Below are 18,326 nucleotides of genomic sequence, written 5' to 3'. Positions count from 1 at the left end.
CTACGCGAAGTCTCCGCTCCTCCCCTGCGCGAACACGATCCTGCCCAGCGCATCCGCCGCGCGCCGGTCCAGCACGACCACCGACGCCATCCCCTCCGGGACGGAGCGGGCCGTGACCTCCGCGACCAGCCGTGCCATCGCCCGCCGGTGGCGCCCGAACGCGTACGGCGAGACGCCCCGCCCGCGCGCCGCCTGCCCGGCCAGTGCCGTGCGCGGGGGCACGTCGAGCAGCAGCAGGTGGGCCCCGGCGCCCCGGCGCCGCGCCTCGTGCGCGACCCAGCGGCGGACCCACCCCCGCTGGCCGCAGTCGTGGACGACGGTGCTCGCACCGGAGCGCAGGGCGCGCCGCAGCGCCGCGTAGTGGGCGAGCCGGGCGAGCGGCCGGTAGGCGCCGTAGGGGAGCCAGCCGGGCGTGCGCCGCTCCAGCCGCTCCCGGGTGTCCTGGGAGTCGACGCACCACACGATCCCCTCGCGGGCGTCCAGCGGGGGCACCGCGCGCCGGATGAGCGTGGACTTCCCGCTCCCCGGCAGGCCGGAGACGATCAGCAGGTCACCGGCGGGGAACCGCAGCTCCCCCCGGCCCGCCCCGCCGCGCAGGTCGAGCACCCGGGCCCGGGCCCGCACCGCACCACCCCCCGGCGCGGCCGCGCCGTGCGCTCTCGCGGCCCCGGTCGTCCCCGCCGTCGGCGCTGTTCCCATGCGTTGTGCCCCTCCCCCGGCCCGGTCACCGCCCGTCACTGCCCCCTACCCACGGAACGTAAAGGCAAGGTAATCGAATTCGAGGGGCGCCAGGCAGTCCGTATCGCGCCCGCACGTGCAATGATGTGCGCGCCAACTGCGTATCCAACTGCATACCGGCCGCTCGAATCCGCGCGGGAGAGTCCCAGCAGCACGCCACGCCGTGTGCGCTGGGCGCCGAAGGAGCAAGTTCCTCCCTTGAATCTCTCAGGCCCCGTACCGCGCGGACGAGGCAGATCTGAAAAGCGGGCCGCACCGCGTGCGGCTCCACCCAAGGTGCAAGCCGGGCCCCGCGTGTCGCGACGGCTCCCGGTGAACCTCTCAGGTTCCGATGACAGATGGGGAGGACGTCCTCACTGCCATGTCCGGGAGCCCACACCATGACCGACACCCCTCGCCGCACCGCACTCGACGCCCTGCACCGCGGGCTCGGCGCGACCATGACCGACTTCGCCGGCTGGGACATGCCCCTGCGCTACGGCAGCGAGCGCGACGAGCACGTCGCCGTCCGCACCCGCGCGGGCCTCTTCGACCTCTCCCACATGGGCGAGATCACCGTGACCGGCCCGCAGGCCGCGGCCCTGCTGGACTACGCCCTGGTGGGCAACATAGGGAGCGTCGCCACCGGCCGCGCCCGGTACACGATGATCTGCCGTGAGGACGGCGGCATCCTCGACGACCTGATCGTCTACCGCCTCGCCGAAGCCGAGTACATGGTCGTCGCCAACGCCTCCAACGCGCAGACCGTCCTCGACGCGCTGACCGAGCGCGCGGCGGGCTTCGACGCGGAGGTCCGTGACGACCGCGACGCGTACGCGCTCCTCGCCGTCCAGGGCCCCGCCTCCCCCGGCATCCTGAAGTCCCTCACGGACGCCGACCTGGACGGCCTGAAGTACTACGCGGGCCTGCCGGGCACCGTCGCCGGCGTGCCCGCCCTCATCGCCCGGACCGGCTACACCGGCGAGGACGGCTTCGAGCTGTTCGTCGCCCCGGCCGACGCGGAGAAGCTGTGGCAGGCGCTGACCGAGGCCGGCGCGGAGGCGGGCCTGGTCCCCTGCGGGCTCTCGTGCCGCGACACGCTGCGCCTGGAGGCCGGCATGCCGCTGTACGGCCACGAGCTGACGACCGCGACCACCCCGTTCGACGCGGGCCTGGGCCGGGTCGTGAAGTTCGAGAAGGAAGGCGACTTCGTGGGCCGCGCCGCACTGGAGGCGGCCGCCGAGCGCGCGGAGACGCAGCCGCCGCGCAAGCTCGTCGGGCTGATCGCCGAGGGCCGCCGCGTGCCGCGCGCGGGCTTCGCGGTGGTGGCCGGCGGCGAGGTCGTCGGCGAGGTCACCTCCGGCGCCCCCTCCCCCACGCTCGGCAAGCCGATCGCCATCGCCTACGTCGACGCGGCGCACGCCGCGCCCGGCACCGAGGGCGTGGCCGTGGACATCCGCGGCAGCCACGAGCCGTACGAGGTCGTCGCCCTGCCCTTCTACAAGCGGCAGCGTTGATCTTCCCCGTGGCTCGCCCGGGGGCTTCCCTGCCCCTTCTCATCTCCCTCTGTCAAGACCCGTTGCACAAGCACTCACGCGCATCCAGGAGAATCTAGCCATGAGCAACCCCCAGCAGCTGCGCTACAGCAAGGAGCACGAGTGGCTGTCGGCCGTCGACGCGGACGGCGTGGCCACGGTCGGCATCACCGAGTTCGCCGCGAACTCGCTCGGTGACGTCGTCTTCGCCCAGCTCCCGGCCGTCGGTGACACCGTCACCGCGGGCGAGTCCTGCGGCGAGCTGGAGTCGACCAAGTCGGTCAGCGACCTGTTCTCCCCGGTGACCGGCGAGGTCACCGCGGCCAACCAGGACGTCGTGGACGACCCCGCGCTGGTGAACTCCGCCCCCTTCGAGGGCGGCTGGCTGTTCAAGGTGAAGATCACGGACGAGCCGGCGGACCTCCTCTCCGCCGCCGAGTACGACGCCTTCACCGCAGGCTGACCTCGCCCTCACCTCCTCCTCCGCCCAGGAAGTCCAGGAAGAACTCATGTCGCTTCTGAACAGCTCCCTCCATGAGCTCGACCCCGACGTCGCCGCCGCTGTCGACGCCGAACTCCACCGCCAGCAGTCCACCCTCGAGATGATCGCCTCGGAGAACTTCGCTCCGGTCGCGGTCATGGAGGCCCAGGGCTCGGTCCTCACCAACAAGTACGCCGAGGGCTACCCCGGCCGCCGCTACTACGGTGGCTGCGAGCACGTCGATGTCGTCGAGCAGATCGCCATCGACCGGATCAAGGCGCTCTTCGGCGCCGAGCACGCGAACGTCCAGCCGCACTCCGGTGCGCAGGCCAACGCGGCCGCGATGTTCGCCCTGCTCCAGCCGGGCGACACCATCCTGGGTCTGAACCTCGCCCACGGCGGGCACCTGACCCACGGCATGAAGATCAACTTCTCCGGCAAGCTCTACAACGTGGTCGCCTACCACGTCGACGAGCAGACCAACCTGGTCGACATGGAGGAGGTCGAGCGCCTCGCCAAGGAGCACCGCCCGAAGCTGATCGTCGCCGGCTGGTCCGCGTACCCGCGCCAGCTGGACTTCGCGGCCTTCCGCCGGATCGCCGACGAGGTCGGCGCGTACCTGATGGTCGACATGGCCCACTTCGCGGGCCTCGTCGCCGCCGGGCTGCACCCCTCCCCGGTGCCGCACGCGCACGTCGTGACCACCACCACGCACAAGACCCTCGGCGGTCCGCGCGGCGGTGTGATCCTCTCCACGGCCGAGCTGGCCAAGAAGATCAACTCCGCTGTCTTCCCCGGTCAGCAGGGTGGTCCGCTGGAGCACGTGATCGCCGCGAAGGCCGTCTCCTTCAAGGTCGCGGCCAGCGAGGAGTTCAAGGAGCGCCAGCAGCGTACGCTGGAGGGCGCGAAGATCCTGGCCGAGCGCCTGGTGCAGGCCGACGTCGCCGAGGCGGGCGTCTCCGTCCTCTCCGGCGGCACGGACGTGCACCTGGTGCTGGTGGACCTGCGCAACTCCGAGCTGGACGGCCAGCAGGCCGAGGACCGCCTCCACGAGGTCGGGATCACGGTCAACCGGAACGCCATCCCGAACGACCCGCGGCCCCCGATGGTCACCTCGGGTCTGCGGATCGGCACGCCGGCGCTGGCCACCCGGGGCTTCCAGGCGGAGGACTTCCGTGAGGTTGCCGACATCATCGCCGAGGCGCTGAAGCCGGTCTACGACGCGGAGGCCCTGCGCGGCCGCGTCACGGCCCTGGCGGACAAGCACCCGCTGTACCCCGGCCTGAAGTAACACATCGGCATCCGGTTCACCCGCCGGTACGGGGCACCGGGCACACTGAAGAGTGAGCGCCCGGTGCCCCGCACCACGCGCGCCCCCCGTACCGGCGGGTGCGCCCCCGAGCACGGCCCTCGCACCACCCCGTACCACCCCCAAGCAGACAGGGAGCAGCCACCGTGGCCATCTCCGTTTTCGATCTCTTCTCGATCGGCATAGGCCCGTCCAGCTCCCACACGGTCGGCCCCATGCGGGCCGCGCTGATGTTCACGCGACGGCTGAAGAACGAGGGCCTGCTGGCCCACACCGCCTCCGTCCGCGCGGAGCTGTTCGGCTCCCTCGGCGCCACCGGCCACGGCCACGGCACCCCCAAGGCCGTCCTCCTCGGCCTGGAGGGCTACTCGCCGCGCACCGTGGACGTCGAGCTGGCGGACGCGGAGGTCGAGCGGATCCGCGAGTCGAAGCGGCTGCGGCTGCTCGGCGCGGAGATCGGCAGCGCCCACGAGATCGACTTCGACGAGTCGAGCCAGCTGATCCTGCACCGCCGCCGCTCCCTGCCGTACCACGCCAACGGCATGACCCTCTTCGCCTACGACGAGGCCGGCGCCCCCCTGCTGGAGAAGACCTACTACTCGGTCGGCGGCGGCTTCGTCGTGGACGAGGACGCGGTCGGCGAGGACCGCATCAAGCTCGACGACACCGTGCTGAAGTACCCCTTCCGCACCGGTGACGAGCTGCTGCGCATGTCCCGCGAGTCCGGCCTGTCGATCTCCGCGATGATGATGGAGAACGAGAAGGCCTGGCGCACGGAGACGGAGATCCGCGAGGGCCTCCTGGAGATCTGGCGCGTGATGCAGGCGTGCGTGTCGCGCGGCATGTCCCGCGAGGGCATCCTGCCGGGCGGCCTGAAGGTCCGCCGCCGCGCCGCGAACACCGCCCGCCAGCTGCGCGCCGAGGGCGACCCGCAGGCCCGCGCCATGGAGTGGATCACGATCTACGCCATGGCCGTCAACGAGGAGAACGCCGCGGGCGGCCGCGTCGTGACCGCTCCCACCAACGGCGCCGCGGGCATCATCCCGGCCGTCCTGCACTACTACATGAACTTCGTGCCGGGCGCGGACGAGGACGGCATCGTGCGCTTCCTGCTCGCCGCCGGTGCGATCGGCCTGCTCTTCAAGGAGAACGCCTCGATCTCCGGCGCCGAGGTCGGCTGCCAGGGCGAGGTCGGCTCCGCCTGCTCCATGGCCTCGGGCGGCCTCGCCGAGGTCCTCGGCGGCTCCCCCGAGCAGGTGGAGAACGCGGCCGAGATCGGCATGGAGCACAACCTGGGCCTGACCTGCGACCCGGTCGGCGGCCTGGTCCAGATCCCGTGCATCGAGCGCAACGGCATGGCCGCCGCGAAGGCGGTCACCGCGGCCCGCATGGCCCTGCGCGGCGACGGCCGGCACCACGTCTCCCTCGACAAGGTCATCAAGACCATGAAGGAGACGGGCGCGGACATGAGCGTGAAGTACAAGGAGACGGCGCGCGGCGGCCTCGCCGTGAACATCATCGAGTGCTGACACACCGCTGAAGCGCGAGAGGCGCTCCTGCCCGGCAGCTGCCGGGCAGGAGCGCCTCTCGCGTGCGGGGCGCTACTTCTGCTTCTTCATCTCGGCCTCCAGGACCTCCTTCTCGGTCGCGGTCTCGGCGGCCGGCGGGGGCTTGATGCCCAGGTCCGCGCCCCAGTCGCGGTACTCGTCGGTCCGGCGGTACTCGCCCTTGGAGCCCTTGCCCGACTCCTCGGTCTTCGCGACCACGCCGTCCTTGTCGACCCAGACGGTGAGGACGGTCTTCTCCACGCCCTCCTGCTTCCACTGCTTCACCGTGAAGTCGCGGTCCTTCTCCTGCATCGCGTCGCCCTTGTACGCGGCGAGCTCCGACACGACGACCGTGCCCTGGAAGCGGGCCGCGCGGCGGCCGCCGACCGTCTCGACACCCGTGTTCTTCACGTCCTTGGACGTGGCGAGGGCGGACGTCAGCCGGACGAAGAGCTCCGACGAGGGGTCCTTGCTCTTGTCGGCCCCCTCGGTGCTGAAGGTCCACCACTTCTTGCCGGGGACCTTCTCCCCGTTGAAGTACATCGTGTCGTTGATGGTGATCATGTGGCTGACGCCGTCCGGGGCCTCGGCCGTCTTCGGGCCCACGTCCTTCACGTCGGAGGCGCCGGGCTTCACCTGGAACGCGCCCTCGCTGACGTACTCGCCGTCCTGGTCCTTGCGCGTCCCCTTGGTGCGGAACGTGTTCTGCTGCGCCCCCTTGGCCGCGGCCGCCTTGAGCGTGCCGGCCGGGTCCGCCGCCTTGAGCGCCTTGTCGGCACTGTTGTCGCTCTTCCCGCCGCCGGAGCCCGCCGGCTCGTCGCCGCCCCCGCACGCCGCCAGGCTCAGGGCCAGCGCGATCCCGGTGGCCGCCATGACGCTCTTACGTATCGCCTTCAAGGGTCTTAACTGTCCTTTGTCCGCACTTCGTAAAGTTTTGGCCAGGATATCCCGAGTGATCACAGGTTGCGAGGGGAAATGACCATGACTGGAAACCACGTGTCAGCGCCCTTGAGCCGTCAGTAATGTCAGCGCCCTCGTTCCGTTTCCACCCTTGATCGAGGAGCTCTCGCCATGCGCCATTCCTTCCGCGCCACCGCAGCGATCCTCGGCGCCGTCGCCGCCCTCGGCGTGACGGCACCCACGGCCGGCGCCGACGCCGGTCCCGCGCCCGCGGCGCCCGCCGGTGCCGTGCGCATCCACAACGGCGCCCTCGGCGGCTGCCTGACCGCCGAGGGGTCCGGCTACCGGGACCCGCGCGGCACCCTGCGGCCCTGGCTGGTGGCCCTGCAGCCGTGCCGGGAGTCCGGGCGGGCCGCCCAGACCTGGGTCTACAGCGCGGCCACGCACCAGTTCTCCCCGCAGTCCCAGCCCTACCGCTGCATCGGCAGACAGGGCGCGCTGCTCGTCACCGTGCCGTGCGACGCGGACGCGGCGGGGCAGCGCTTCCGGACCGAGCGGACCGGCTCGGGCGAGCGGCAGAAGGTCACCGCGGAGGCGGACGGCCGGATCTGGGAACAGGTCTCGCACCGCACCGGCACCTCGCGCGACGCGACGGGCGAGGGCGTGCGGACGGTCCGCGACAGGGGCTCCGCGGGCGCCGAGCGGAGCTGGCTCCTCAGCCGCGGCTGACGCGCGTCTCCGCCCGGAGCCAGGCCAGGTACGCGTCGCTGCCCGCCGTGACGGGGGTGGCGACGATCTCCGGGGTCTCGTAGGTGTGCTCGTCCTGGATGCGGGCTTCGAGCTCGCGGTAGCGGTCCGCGGTGGTCTTGTAGAGGACGCGCCACTCGGTGTCGCTCCGCACCTCGCCCTGCCAGCGGTAGACGCTCGTGACGGGCCCGTCGATCTGCGCGCAGGCGGCGAGGCGCGCCTCGACGGCGGTGGTGGCGAGGTGCCGGGCGCGCTCCTCGCTGTCGGTCGTCGTCATCACGGCGATGTACTGGGCCTCCGGCATGGCGCCGACCGTACCGCAGGGGGCCGCGGGGCGGGCGGCCGGGCCGCGTTGTCAGTGGCGGCGGTTACGCTCGCAGGCATGAGTTACGCAGACCTGCGCGAACTCCAGAGCGCGCTCACCACCGCCTCGGACATCGCCTTTTCTCTCGACGCCGCCGCGCCCGCACCCCATGAGGCCGAGCAGCTGGTGGACGCCCTGCGCAGGGCGCTGACCGCGGCGAACGCCCTGGGCGGCGGGCTGGGGGCGACGGGCTGCGCGCAGCATCCCAAGGGGCCCGTGGATCCCCTCTACGGGGACGACAAGGACCCCTTGCCCGCGGGCTGGGGCCGCTGCCTGCTGTGCAACGACCGGCGGCGGCGGGCCGGGGCGCAGCGGCGCGGCTGGCGCTGACCCGGCCGCGGCCCGGCCGCCGTGCCGGCCGGCCTTCGTGGAGCGGCTGGCGCTCGTGGAGCGAGCGGCTAGCCCTCGTTGAGCGGCTAGCCCTTGTTGAGCGACGCCCAGAACTCCTCGAAGGACATCAGGCGGTCGCCGTTGGTGTCCTTGGAGTCGATGATCGACTGGGCGACGGTCTCGGTGACGAAGTGGTCGCCGAGCTGCGCCATGGCCTTCTTGTACTCGGCGGCGGTGACGAATCCGTCCCCGTCGATGTCGAACTTGGCGAACGTCTCGCGTGCGCTCTCGATGTCGGCCATAAGAGCCTCCCCTTTGGTGTGCCGATTGGCGTGCCGGTGTGACCGGCACAGAGTAGCGGCCCGTCCGGGGAGTTCGATCACGGCCGGATATCACTCTCTGTGATTTCGCATAAAAATAAGCGATCCCCATGATCTATTCGTGTAATTCAAGGCGCGTGGCTCAACTCACCTTTGATTTCAGAGCGAAATGGCGCCACTTGCCCGAATTGAACGGATAGCCGTTTTGGCTGGACCGCGCCCCGTCTGCCATAGTCGGAGCACACGACCCTCATTGACCCGAGCCAGGTCGTCAGCACGCCGCGGAACACACCCCAATTCTCCGCGGCGCACGAAGAGGCCCCCAGTCCGCCGCACGCCGGCGAAACGGGGGCCTCTTCGTTGTGCCGGACGTCGTGCCGGGCGCTGCGCCGGGCGCGTCAGCGGTCGGCGACCCGCATCTCGAACCAGGTGGTCTTGCCGCGCGCCAGCAGGTCGACCCCCCAGCGGTCCGAGAGCTTGTCGACGAGGAACAGGCCCCGGCCGGTGACGTCGAGCTCGTGCACGGGCATGAGGCAGGGCAGCCCGCGCGAGGGGTCGCGCACCTCTATCCGCAGCCACCCCCGGCGGCGCAGCATCCGCAGGCCGAAGTAGCGCGCACCGGTGTGCCGGACGGCATTGCCGACGAGCTCGGACACCAGCAGGACGGCATGCTCGGTGAGTTGCCCCGAGAGGCCCCAGTGGCGCAGCACCACGGACTGGGTGAGCCGCCGCGCGGCGACGGCGGACTCCGGGCGGGAGGGCAGGCGCACCTCGCCCTGCGTGGGGTTGCCGTACAGATCGAGCGCCTTGAGCGCCAGTTCATCCTCTACGGTCGGCGACCACCGTGCAGCGGCCGTGCCTCCCCGCTGCCGTGGCTGCTCCGTTCCCTCCAGGCCCGCCATGCCCCCATCATGGCCGCCGCAAGCACACCCGGGGCTGGAACGCGGGGATTCATCTGACCGGAATGACCCACTCCGAGCGCCTGCCGCGACATATGCCAACGGCAGGCGATCATCCCGGAAACCCGCACTGACCTGCGGCGACCAGGGCCCCCGGAGAGATCGCCGGAAGCGGCCGGAAGGGCCCTCGCCGCGGGGCGTGCACGCGGTGTAATTCCCCCACAAGAGGCACCCCGGGGTGGACACCGGCACGACCGTGCGTCAACCCCGGCAGCGGTGGCCGCCCCGTACGGACCACCGTCAACCGGCCGGAGGTCAGACGAACTTGGCCTTACCCGGTCCGTCCTCGACAAAGCTGCGCATACCGATCTCCCGGTCCTCGGTCGCGAACAAGCCCGCAAACCAGTTCCGTTCGATGGCCAGGCCGGTGTCGATGTCGGTCTCCAGGCCGGTGTCCACGGCCTCCTTGGCGGCGCGCAGCGCCAGCGCGGGGCCGGTGGCGAGCCGCGCCGCCCACGCGTGCGCCTGCTCGTACACCTCGGCGGCGGGCACGACGCGGTCGACCAGGCCGAGGGCGAGCGCCTCGTCGGCCTTGACCTGACGGCCGGTGAAGATGAGGTCCTTGGCCTTGGACGGGCCGATCAGCCGGGCCAGCCGCTGGGTGCCGCCGGCGCCGGGGATGAGGCCGAGCAGGATCTCGGGCTGGCCGAGCTTGGCGTTGTCGGCGGCGATCCGGAAGTCGGCGCAGAGCGTGAGCTCGCAGCCGCCGCCGAGGGCGTAGCCGGTGACGGCGGCGACGACCGGCTTGGGGATGCGGGCGACGGCGGTGAAGGAGTCCTGGAGCCCGCGGGACCGCGCCACCATCGCGGCGTGGTCCATCTTCTGCATCTCCTTGATGTCCGCGCCGGCCGCGAACACCTTCTCCCCGCCCCACAGCACGACGGCGCGGACGTCCTCGCGGCGGGTGACCTCCTCGGCGAGCTCGCGGATCCGGTCCTGGGTGGCGATGTCCAGCGCGTTCATCGGCGGGCGGTCCAGGCGGATGGTGCCCACGCCCTCGGCAACCTCAAGATGCACAGTCATGGCAGCAGGTTAGCCGCGGGAGGTACGGGGGGTCTGCGCCGGAAAGGGACGGCATGCGGCGCGGCCCGGTGCACTTCGTCACAGTGCACCGGGCCGCCCGGGGAAAGGTTTCGGCGCTACCGGCGCCGCAGCTGCGTCAGCTCTTGCTCCACTCCGACCACGGCAGGTTCCAGCCGTTGAGGCCGTTGTCCGGCTTGATCATCTTGTCGTCGGAGTTCTTGACGATGACGACGTCGCCGATGAGGGAGTTGTTGTAGAACCACGCCGCCGGCGTGTTCGGGTCGCCGCCGCCGCGCTCGTCCTCCAGGCCCACGCAGCCGTGGCTGGCGTTCTCCGAGCCGAAGGTGCCCGATCCGGACCAGTAGTTGCCGTGCAGGAAGGTGCCGGAGGTGGACAGGCGCATCGCGTGCGGCACGTCCTTGATGTCGTACTCGCCGCCGAAGCCGACCGTGCTGCCGTCCATGCGGGTCACGTCGAGCTTCTCGCTGATGACCATCTGCCCGTTGTAGGTGGGGTTGCCCGGGCGGCCGGCCGAGATCGGGATGGTCTTGAAGGGCTTGCCGTCGCGCTCGACCGTCATCTGGTGCGACTTGGCGTCGACCGTGCTGACCTGGCTGCGGCCGATGGTGAACTTCACGGTCTTCGTCTGCGAGCCGTACACGCCCGCGCGGCCCTCGACGCCGTCGAGGTTCAGGTCGACCGTCACCTTGGTGCCGGCGGCCCAGTACTTCTCGGGGCGGAAGTCGAGCCGGTCGTTGCCGAACCAGTGCGCCTTGACCTCGACGGCCGGTTCGGCGGTCACCTTGACGGCCCGCTCGACGGCCTTGGTGTTCTCGATGCCGCGGCTGAAATTGATCGATACGGGCATGCCCACGCCGACCGTGCTGCCGTCCTCCGGCGTGAAGTAGCCGACGAAGGTGTTCTGCGGCGTGAGCGTCGTGAACGACGCGTGCTTGGCCGCCGGGCGGCCGTCCTTGTCCTTGGCCAGGGCGTCGACCGTGTACTTCGTGGAGGCGCCGAGGTGCGCCGCGGGCTCCCACGCCCTGCCGTCGTCGGTGATCTTGCCGTCGATCGTACGGCCCTTGGCGTCGGCGACCTTGACCGACGTCAGGGTGCCCTTTTCCGCGGTCACCTTGAGCGCGCCGGACGTCGCGACGCCCTTCGCTCCGTCGTCCGGCGCGATGGCCACCACGGCCTCCGAGGGACCGGACGGAACGGCCTTGGCCCCACCGGCCTTCTTCCCGTCGTCGTCCCCGCCGCAGGCGGTGACCAGCAGCATCAGCGCGCCGAGCAGCAGCGCGAACAGCCCCTTGCGCCGGGCTGCGCGCCTGCTCGGTATCAGCTGCACGTTCAAATCGGTTGTCTCCCCTCGCACGGCCCGCGGCCACGCGGCGCCCCCGAAGCGCGGCTCACGCGCTGGCGATAGACAACCACAGGGCTCCGCTGCCGCAGACCCGTGGAATGTCACCGTTGGGTCCCAAATGGGAACGGTGGTACGAGACATGCGGCGGGGGTGATCCCTGTGGCTGAAGGTGAGCATCATAATCCGGCCACCCGGGTGCTCCGGCCCGGGGTGGGCCGCGGTTCCGGAAGCGGGCAGAGGCCTTGCGGCGCCCGGCCCGTCGCCCGATCACCCGTGTGAGCGCACGCGTGGTTCTGGGCAGAACTGGGGGCAAGGACGGAACCGCCGCCGCCCGGCACGGGACGCCGGGCGACCGGCGCGCTGCCCGCGAGCCGCCGGAGGCGAAGACGTGTCGAGCGCACCCGAGCAAGAGGCGGACCGGGGGGACGAGTTCGGCGGGGGGCCGGTCCGGCGCCCGGCGGCCCGCCCCGGGGGCACCGGCGAGGCCCCGGTCAACGGCCGGCCCCGCACGGACCCGGCCCTGCGGCCGCTGCCCGGCACCGCCGTGTGGCCCGGCAGCCCCGAGCCGCTCGGGGCCCGCTTCAAGCCCGCCGCCGGGGGCGCCCCGGCGGGGACGAACTTCGCCCTGTGGGCCGGCGGGGCGGAGGCCGTCGAGCTGTGCCTGTTCGGCGAGCCCGCCGGCGGGGACGGCGGCCCGGAGGTGGACGAGATACGGCTGCCCCTCACCGAGCTGACGCACGAGATATGGCACGGTTTCGTCCCCGGCGTCCTGCCCGGCCGCCGCTACGGCTACCGCGTCCACGGCCGCTGGGACCCCTGGACGGGCGCCCGCTGGAACCCGGCCAAGCTGCTCCTGGACCCCTACGCGCGGGCCGTGGACGGCGACTTCTCGCTGCCCCCCGAGGTGTACGGGCACGTGCGCGACTGGCCCCAGCAGCACGTCGCCGACACGGTCCGCGACGAGCGCGACTCGGCCCCGTACGTCCCCAAGGGCGTGGTCGTCGCCGACGGGGACGACTGGGCGGACGACCACCGCCCCAAGACGCCGTGGCCCGACTCGGTCATCTACGAGCTGCACGTGCGGGGCTTCACCAAGCGCCACCCGGGCGTCCCCGAAGAGCTGCGCGGGACGTACGCCGGGCTGGGGCACCCGGCGGCCGTGGAGCACCTGGTGCGGCTGGGCGTGACGGCCGTCGAGCTGCTGCCGGTGCACCAGTTCGCGCACGAGGACCACCTGCTGCGGCGCGGCCTGCGCAACTACTGGGGCTACAACTCCATCGGCTACTTCGCCCCGCACGCCGGCTATGCGTCGTCCGGGACCGACGGGCGGCAGGTGGGCGAGTTCAAGCGCATGGTGCGGGCCCTGCACGCGGCGGGCGTGGAGGTCATCCTGGACGTGGTCTACAACCACACCGCCGAGGGCGGCGAGCTGGGCCCCATGCTGTCCCTGAAGGGCATCGACAACCGCCGCTACTACCGGCTGCAGGCCGACCGGCGCCGCTACGCCGACTACACCGGCTGCGGCAACACCCTGCACGTCGTCCAGCCGAACGTCCTGCGGCTGATCACCGACTCCCTGCGCTACTGGGTGACGGAGATGGGCGTCGACGGCTTCCGCTTCGACCTGGCGGCGGCCCTCGCCCGCTCCATGCACGACGTCGACATGCTCTCGCCGTTCCTGGCCGTCATCGCCCAGGACCCGGTCCTGCGCCGGGTGAAGCTGATAGCGGAGCCGTGGGACGTGGGCTCGGGCGGCTACCAGGTCGGTTCCTTCCCGCCGCTGTGGACCGAGTGGAACGACCGCTACCGCGACGCCGTACGGGACTACTGGCGCGGCGCCCTGCCCGACGTGCGCGACCTCGGCTACCGGCTCTCCGGCTCCAGCGACCTCTACGCGTGGGGCGGGCGCCGCCCGTACGCCTCCGTCAACTTCGTCACCGCCCACGACGGCTTCACGCTGCGCGACCTGGTGAGCTACGAGCACAAGCACAACGAGGCCAACGGCGAGGGCAACCGCGACGGCTCCGACGCCAACCGGTCCTGGAACTGCGGCGCGGAGGGTCCCACGGACGACCCGGCGGTGCTGGCCCTGCGGCGGCGGCAGCTGCGGAACCTGCTGACCACGCTGCTGCTGTCCACGGGGGTGCCGATGCTGGTCGCGGGCGACGAGATGGGCCGCACCCAGGACGGCAACAACAACGCCTACTGCCAGGACAGCGAGACGAGCTGGATCGACTGGTCGCTACTGGCGGACCCGGGCTGGCGCGCCCTCACCGACCTGTGCGGCCGGCTGCTCGCGCTGCGCCGCGCGCACCCCGTGCTGCGCAGCCGCTCCTTCTTCTCCGGCCGCCCGCAGAGCGCGGACGGGCTGCGCGACCTCGCCTGGTTCACGGCCGCGGGCTCGGAGATGACCGAGGCCGACTGGTACGCGCCGGCGGCGACGCTCGGCATGTACCTCTCGGGGCGCGACATCCCCCAGCGCGGGCACCGGGGGGAGCCGGTCACGGACGACAGCTTCCTGGCCGTGCTGCACGCGGGGGCCGAGGACGTGGTGTTCACGCTGCCGGGGCCGCCGTGGGCCGGCGGCTACGAACTCCTCGTCGACACGGCCCGGGAGGAGCAGGGGGAGGCGCCGGGTGAGCGCCGTGCGGCGGGGGCGCGCGTCACGGTGGGGGCGCGTTCGGTGCTGCTCTGGCGGGTGGCCTCGGACGGGACGGGAGCGATAGCGGAGTCGCCAATTCCGTTGCCGTGAGGGGGTGCTGGGCCCAAAAAACCGAGTGAGCGATGTCAGTGGTGAACCGTACGCTCACTCCTGATGACAGAGACCCGTGAACCTCCCCCTCCGGCCGCCGGCCGGTCCGCCGTCCGCTCGCTGCTGCGCCTGTGGCCGTACGTGCGCCCGGTGCGCGCGAGGCTGGCCATGGCCGCGGCGGTGGCCATAGTCGCGTCGTTCGCCAGCCTGTCGATACCGCTCGCGCTGAAGTGGCTCGTGGACGGGCCGGTCGCCGGGAGCGATCCGTCGGGCGTGTGGCTGGGCGGCGGTCTCGTGCTCCTGCTCGGGCTGCTGGAGGCGTCGTTGTTCGCGGTGCGCCGCTTCATCACCGCGCGCCCGCTGGCACGGGTCGAGGCGGACATGCGGGCGGACCTCTACCGGCACCTGCAGCGGCTGCCGGTCGCCTTCCACGACCGCTGGGCCTCGGGCCAGTTGCTCTCGCGGAGCACGACGGACCTGACGCTGCTGCGCATCTTCCTGGCCTTCCCCGTGACCTTCCTGCTGGTCAACAGCGTGACGGTGGTGGCGGGTTTCGTCGTCCTGCTGATCCAGCAGTGGATGCTGGGGCTCGTGCTGCTCGTCCCGGTGGTGCCGCTGGTCGTCCTCTGCGCGTATTTCGAAGAGCGCTACTCCCGGGCCGCGCGCACCGCGCAGGACCAGTCCGGTGACCTCGCGACGGTCGTCGAGGAGAGCGTCCTCGGCATCCGCATCATCAAGGGCTTCGGCCGGCACCGCGGCCAGGAGAAGGCCTTCGCCGCCCTCTCCGGCCGGCTGCGCGGCACCGAGCTGCACAAGGCGCACCTGCTGGGCATGCTCTGGGCGTTCATCATGAGCCTGCCGGAGCTGGCGATCGGCGCGGCGCTGGTGCTCGGCGTGCTGCAGGTCGCCGACGGCGAGCTGTCGGCCGGCACGCTGGTGGCGTTCCTGTCGACGGCCCTGGCGCTGCGGTGGCCGGTGGAGTCGTTCGGCTTCCTGATCGCGATCTCCAACGAGGCCGCCACGGCCGCCGACCGGTACTTCGAGGTCATGGACACCCCCGCCCCGCAGCAGGACGACGCCTCCGGAGCCGGTGCCGCCCCGCAGGCGAAGAGCGCCCTGCCGGAGGAGGAAAAGGGCCTGCGCCTGGAGGGCGTCGGCTTCCGCTACCCCGACGCGCCCGCGGACGCCCCGCCCGTCCTGGACGGCGTCGACCTGCACATCCGGCCCGGCGAGACGATGGCCCTCGTCGGCACGACGGGCAGCGGCAAGACGACCCTGACCGCCCTCGTCCCCCGGCTCCACGAGGCGACGTCCGGGCGGATCACCCTGGACGGCCGGGACATCGCCGCCATGCCGCGCGAGCGCCTGCGCGAGCTGGTGTCCGTGGCCTTCGAGGACCCGACGCTGTTCTCCGCGAGCGTCGGCGAGAACGTGCTGATGGGCGCGGAGGGCGGCGGCGAGGCCGAGCTGCGGCGGGCCCTGGAGGTCGCCCAGGCCGGCTTCGTGCACTCCCTCCCGGAGGGCACCCGCACCCAGGTCGGCGAGCAGGGCCTGAGCCTGTCCGGCGGGCAGCGGCAGCGGCTCGCGCTCGCCCGCGCCGTCGTCGGCGACCCGCGCTTCCTGATCCTGGACGACCCGCTGTCCGCGCTCGACGTGCACACCGAGGCGCTGGTGGAAGCGGCGCTGCGCGAGGTGCTGGCCGGGACGACCGCCCTCGTCGTCGCCCACCGCCCCTCCACGGTCCTGCTCGCCGACCGCGTCGCCCTGCTCTCCGGCGGCCGCATCGCCGCCGTCGGCACCCATCACGAACTGCTGCGCACCAGCCGGGAGTACGCCCTGCTCATGGCGGGCGACGAGGACCGGGGCGGCGCGGCGGAGGATCCGTACGCACGGCACGAGGGAGGCCGGCGATGACCACCGCCACCGACCAGACCACCACCGGGCCCGAGCGGACGGACCCCGCGCCCGGCGGCCCGCCCGGCGGCGACGCCTTCGACAAGGACGTCCTGCCCGCCCCCGAGGGGGCTTCCCGGGCGCTGCTGCGCTCGCTGCTCGCCCCCGCCCGCGGCCGCCTGCGGGTCAGCGCGCTCCTGCTGCTGCTCCAGCAGACGGCCGTCCAGGCGGGGCCGCTCCTGGTGGCGTTCGCCATCGACCGCGGCGTGCCCGCCGTCCGCCGGGACGACTACGGCCCGCTGATCGCCGTCGGCGTCGCGTATCTGGTGAGCGCCGTCGCCGCGGGCCTGCTGCAGTACGCCTTCGTGCGGGTCTCGGCGCGCATCGGCCAGGACGTGCTGCTCGACCTGCGCGCCCGCATCTTCCACCACGCCCGCTCCCTCAGCGTCGACTTCCACGAGCGCTACACGTCGGGACGGCTCATCTCCCGGGCGACCACCGACGTGGAGTCGATCCGGGAGCTGATCAACGACGGGCTGCAGGAGCTCGTCGGGGTCTGCCTGGCGGTCGTGTACATCTCGGCCACCCTGCTCTATCTGGACTGGGGCATCGGTGCCGTGGCCGTGCTCTCGTTCGTGCCGCTCCGGCTGCTGATGCGCTCGTACCACCGGCGTGCCCGGTCGGTCTACGGCAGGCGGTCCACGGCGATCGCCGCGGTGATCGTGAAGTTCACCGAGACCATGAACGGCATCCGGCCGGTGCAGGCGTTCCGCCGGGAGCGCGCCAACGAGAAGCACTTCGCGGAGCTCAACGACGTGCACAGGGGCGCCAACGTCGGGGCGATGCTGGAGATGGCCCGCTACGTCTTCCTCTCCCGCCTCCTGGCCAACGTGGTGCTGGCCGCGGTCGTCCTGTGGGGCGCGTACCGGGTGGCGGACGGCGGTCTGGAGCTGGGCGTGCTCGCGGCGGCGGTGCTGTACCTGCGGCGCCTGTACGACCCGATCGACCAGCTGGCGATGTTCCTCAACTCGTACCAGTCGGCGGCCGCCTCCCTCGACAAGATCGCGGGGCTGCTCGCGCAGCGGCCCGGCGTGCCCGAGCCCGCCGCGCCCCGGGAGCTGCCGGAGCGGCGGTCCGGGATGCCCGGCCGCGAGGTCGTCTTCGAGGGGGTGCGCTTCGCCTACCGCACGGGCGGCGAGGTCCTGCCCCGCTTCGACCTGACGCTGCACGCGGGGCAGACGGTCGCGGTGGTCGGCTCGACGGGCGCCGGCAAGTCCACCCTCGCCAAGCTGCTGGCCCGCTTCTACGACCCCACGGAGGGCCGGGTGCTGCTCGACGGCGTGCCGCTGGACGCGCTCGCCGTGCCGGAGCTGCGGCGCGGCGTGGTGATGGTGACGCAGGAGGCGTTCCTGTTCTCCGGCACCGTCGCGGAGAACATCGCCATCGGCCGGCCGGGCGCCACCAGGGCGGAGATCGAGCGGGCGGCGAAGGCGATCGGCGCGCACGACTTCATCGCGGCCCTGCCGGACGGCTACGACACGGACGTCCGCAAGCGCGGCGGCCGGATCTCCGCAGGCCAGCGCCAGCTGGTGGCCTTCGCGCGGGCGCTGCTCGCCGACCCGGCGGTGCTCATCCTGGACGAGGCCACGTCGTCGCTGGACATCCCCGGCGAGCAGGCGGTGCAGCGGGCGATGGCCACGGTGCTGCGCGGCCGTACGGCGGTGGTCATCGCGCACCGGCTGTCGACGGTGGAGATCGCGGACCGCGTCCTGGTGATGGCCGACGGCCGCGTGGTGGAGGACGGCTCTCCCGCGGAACTGATCGCGGGATCCGGCCGGTTCGCGGATCTGCACCGCGCCTGGCGCGACAGCCTGGCCTGAGGGTTTCTCCCGCGCGCACGGGAAGCGGTACGGGCTCGCCGGCGCGGCGGGCCCGTACCGCTATGCGGACGGCGGTCTTTCGTCAACGGACGGATTCCGGCCAACTTGCCGTCGGACTCCTGACACGTACATGTCTGCGATGGCACTCTTCCCACCACTGACACGCGGCTTCCCCCACGGCACCGCCGCCGCGCGCCGGTGCCGCT

Annotated in this window: 16 protein-coding genes and 1 riboswitch; of the genes, 9 read left to right on the top strand and 7 right to left on the bottom strand. The window is 72.3% G+C overall.

The window, feature by feature from the left end; translation table 11 throughout:
* The gene (locus ACFZCD_RS13010; RefSeq protein WP_391829997.1) at positions 1 to 699 is read right to left on the bottom strand and encodes an AAA family ATPase; all 699 of its coding nucleotides are present in this window, start codon (positions 697 to 699) and stop codon (positions 1 to 3) included.
* 164 nt (positions 700 to 863) lie between these two features.
* A riboswitch (glycine riboswitch) is annotated at positions 864 to 970 on the top strand.
* Between the two features lie 148 nt (positions 971 to 1,118).
* On the opposite strand from ACFZCD_RS13010, the gene gcvT reads away from it, so the two are divergent.
* From gcvT to ACFZCD_RS12990, 4 genes are all read left to right on the top strand, one after another.
* Positions 1,119 to 2,234 (top strand): glycine cleavage system aminomethyltransferase GcvT, encoded by a 1,116-nt coding sequence (gene gcvT, locus ACFZCD_RS13005; protein ID WP_391829996.1) that lies wholly within the window; start codon positions 1,119 to 1,121, stop codon positions 2,232 to 2,234.
* 100 nt (positions 2,235 to 2,334) lie between these two features.
* Positions 2,335 to 2,715, top strand: a complete 381-nt coding sequence (gene gcvH, locus ACFZCD_RS13000) for a glycine cleavage system protein GcvH (protein ID WP_391829994.1) — start codon at positions 2,335 to 2,337, stop codon at positions 2,713 to 2,715.
* 46 nt (positions 2,716 to 2,761) lie between these two features.
* Positions 2,762 to 4,024: a serine hydroxymethyltransferase gene (gene glyA, locus ACFZCD_RS12995; protein WP_391829992.1), complete on the top strand. Its 1,263-nt coding sequence runs from the start codon at positions 2,762 to 2,764 to the stop codon at positions 4,022 to 4,024.
* Between the two features lie 164 nt (positions 4,025 to 4,188).
* Positions 4,189 to 5,571: an L-serine ammonia-lyase gene (locus ACFZCD_RS12990; RefSeq protein ID WP_391829990.1), complete on the top strand. Its 1,383-nt coding sequence runs from the start codon at positions 4,189 to 4,191 to the stop codon at positions 5,569 to 5,571.
* A gap of 72 nt (positions 5,572 to 5,643) precedes the next feature.
* On the opposite strand, the gene ACFZCD_RS12985 is transcribed toward ACFZCD_RS12990, so the two are convergent.
* A complete protein-coding gene (locus ACFZCD_RS12985; RefSeq protein ID WP_391829988.1) occupies positions 5,644 to 6,486 on the bottom strand; it encodes a hypothetical protein in 843 nt (280 codons plus the stop codon).
* Positions 6,487 to 6,660: 174 nt separating this feature from the next.
* Between ACFZCD_RS12985 and ACFZCD_RS12980 the strand changes: the two genes are divergently transcribed.
* A complete protein-coding gene (locus ACFZCD_RS12980) occupies positions 6,661 to 7,218 on the top strand; it encodes a hypothetical protein (protein WP_391829986.1) in 558 nt (185 codons plus the stop codon).
* On the opposite strand, the gene cutA is transcribed toward ACFZCD_RS12980, so the two are convergent.
* A complete protein-coding gene (gene cutA / locus ACFZCD_RS12975) occupies positions 7,205 to 7,540 on the bottom strand; it encodes a divalent-cation tolerance protein CutA (protein ID WP_391829984.1) in 336 nt (111 codons plus the stop codon). The genes ACFZCD_RS12980 and cutA overlap by 14 nt on opposite strands.
* A gap of 78 nt (positions 7,541 to 7,618) precedes the next feature.
* On the opposite strand from cutA, the gene ACFZCD_RS12970 reads away from it, so the two are divergent.
* Positions 7,619 to 7,930, top strand: a complete 312-nt coding sequence (locus tag ACFZCD_RS12970) for a hypothetical protein (protein ID WP_391829982.1) — start codon at positions 7,619 to 7,621, stop codon at positions 7,928 to 7,930.
* Between the two features lie 86 nt (positions 7,931 to 8,016).
* Here the strand turns inward: ACFZCD_RS12970 and ACFZCD_RS12965 are convergent, their stop codons facing one another.
* The 4 genes from ACFZCD_RS12965 to ACFZCD_RS12950 all read right to left on the bottom strand — a co-directional run bounded on the left by ACFZCD_RS12965 (position 8,017) and on the right by ACFZCD_RS12950 (position 11,511).
* Positions 8,017 to 8,232 carry an EF-hand domain-containing protein gene (locus tag ACFZCD_RS12965; protein WP_391829980.1) on the bottom strand — a complete coding sequence of 72 codons (216 nt, stop codon included), beginning with the start codon at positions 8,230 to 8,232 and terminating at the stop codon, positions 8,017 to 8,019.
* A gap of 416 nt (positions 8,233 to 8,648) precedes the next feature.
* Positions 8,649 to 9,257 (bottom strand): ATP-binding protein, encoded by a 609-nt coding sequence (locus ACFZCD_RS12960; protein ID WP_391830375.1) that lies wholly within the window; start codon positions 9,255 to 9,257, stop codon positions 8,649 to 8,651.
* A 207-nt stretch (positions 9,258 to 9,464) separates the two neighbouring features.
* A complete protein-coding gene (locus ACFZCD_RS12955) occupies positions 9,465 to 10,232 on the bottom strand; it encodes an enoyl-CoA hydratase/isomerase family protein (RefSeq protein WP_391829978.1) in 768 nt (255 codons plus the stop codon).
* Between the two features lie 136 nt (positions 10,233 to 10,368).
* Positions 10,369 to 11,511: an Ig-like domain-containing protein gene (locus ACFZCD_RS12950; RefSeq protein ID WP_391830373.1), complete on the bottom strand. Its 1,143-nt coding sequence runs from the start codon at positions 11,509 to 11,511 to the stop codon at positions 10,369 to 10,371.
* Between the two features lie 472 nt (positions 11,512 to 11,983).
* Between ACFZCD_RS12950 and glgX the strand changes: the two genes are divergently transcribed.
* The 3 genes from glgX to ACFZCD_RS12935 all read left to right on the top strand — a co-directional run bounded on the left by glgX (position 11,984) and on the right by ACFZCD_RS12935 (position 18,120).
* Complete coding sequence (gene glgX, locus ACFZCD_RS12945) at positions 11,984 to 14,347, top strand: glycogen debranching protein GlgX (protein WP_391829976.1); 2,364 nt, start codon at positions 11,984 to 11,986, stop codon at positions 14,345 to 14,347.
* A 63-nt stretch (positions 14,348 to 14,410) separates the two neighbouring features.
* Entirely contained in the window at positions 14,411 to 16,261 is a 1,851-nt protein-coding gene (locus tag ACFZCD_RS12940; RefSeq protein ID WP_391829973.1) for an ABC transporter ATP-binding protein, read from the top strand.
* Positions 16,258 to 18,120, top strand: a complete 1,863-nt coding sequence (locus tag ACFZCD_RS12935; RefSeq protein WP_391829971.1) for an ABC transporter ATP-binding protein — start codon at positions 16,258 to 16,260, stop codon at positions 18,118 to 18,120. The genes ACFZCD_RS12940 and ACFZCD_RS12935 overlap by 4 nt, the downstream gene beginning before the upstream one ends.
* Positions 18,121 to 18,326 lie beyond the last annotated feature (206 nt).

The sequence above is a fragment of the Streptomyces sp. NPDC008001 genome (assembly GCF_042958085.1).
Taxonomy (GTDB): Bacteria; Actinomycetota; Actinomycetes; order Streptomycetales; family Streptomycetaceae; genus Streptomyces.
This window is presented reverse-complemented; position numbering and strand designations above follow the sequence as displayed.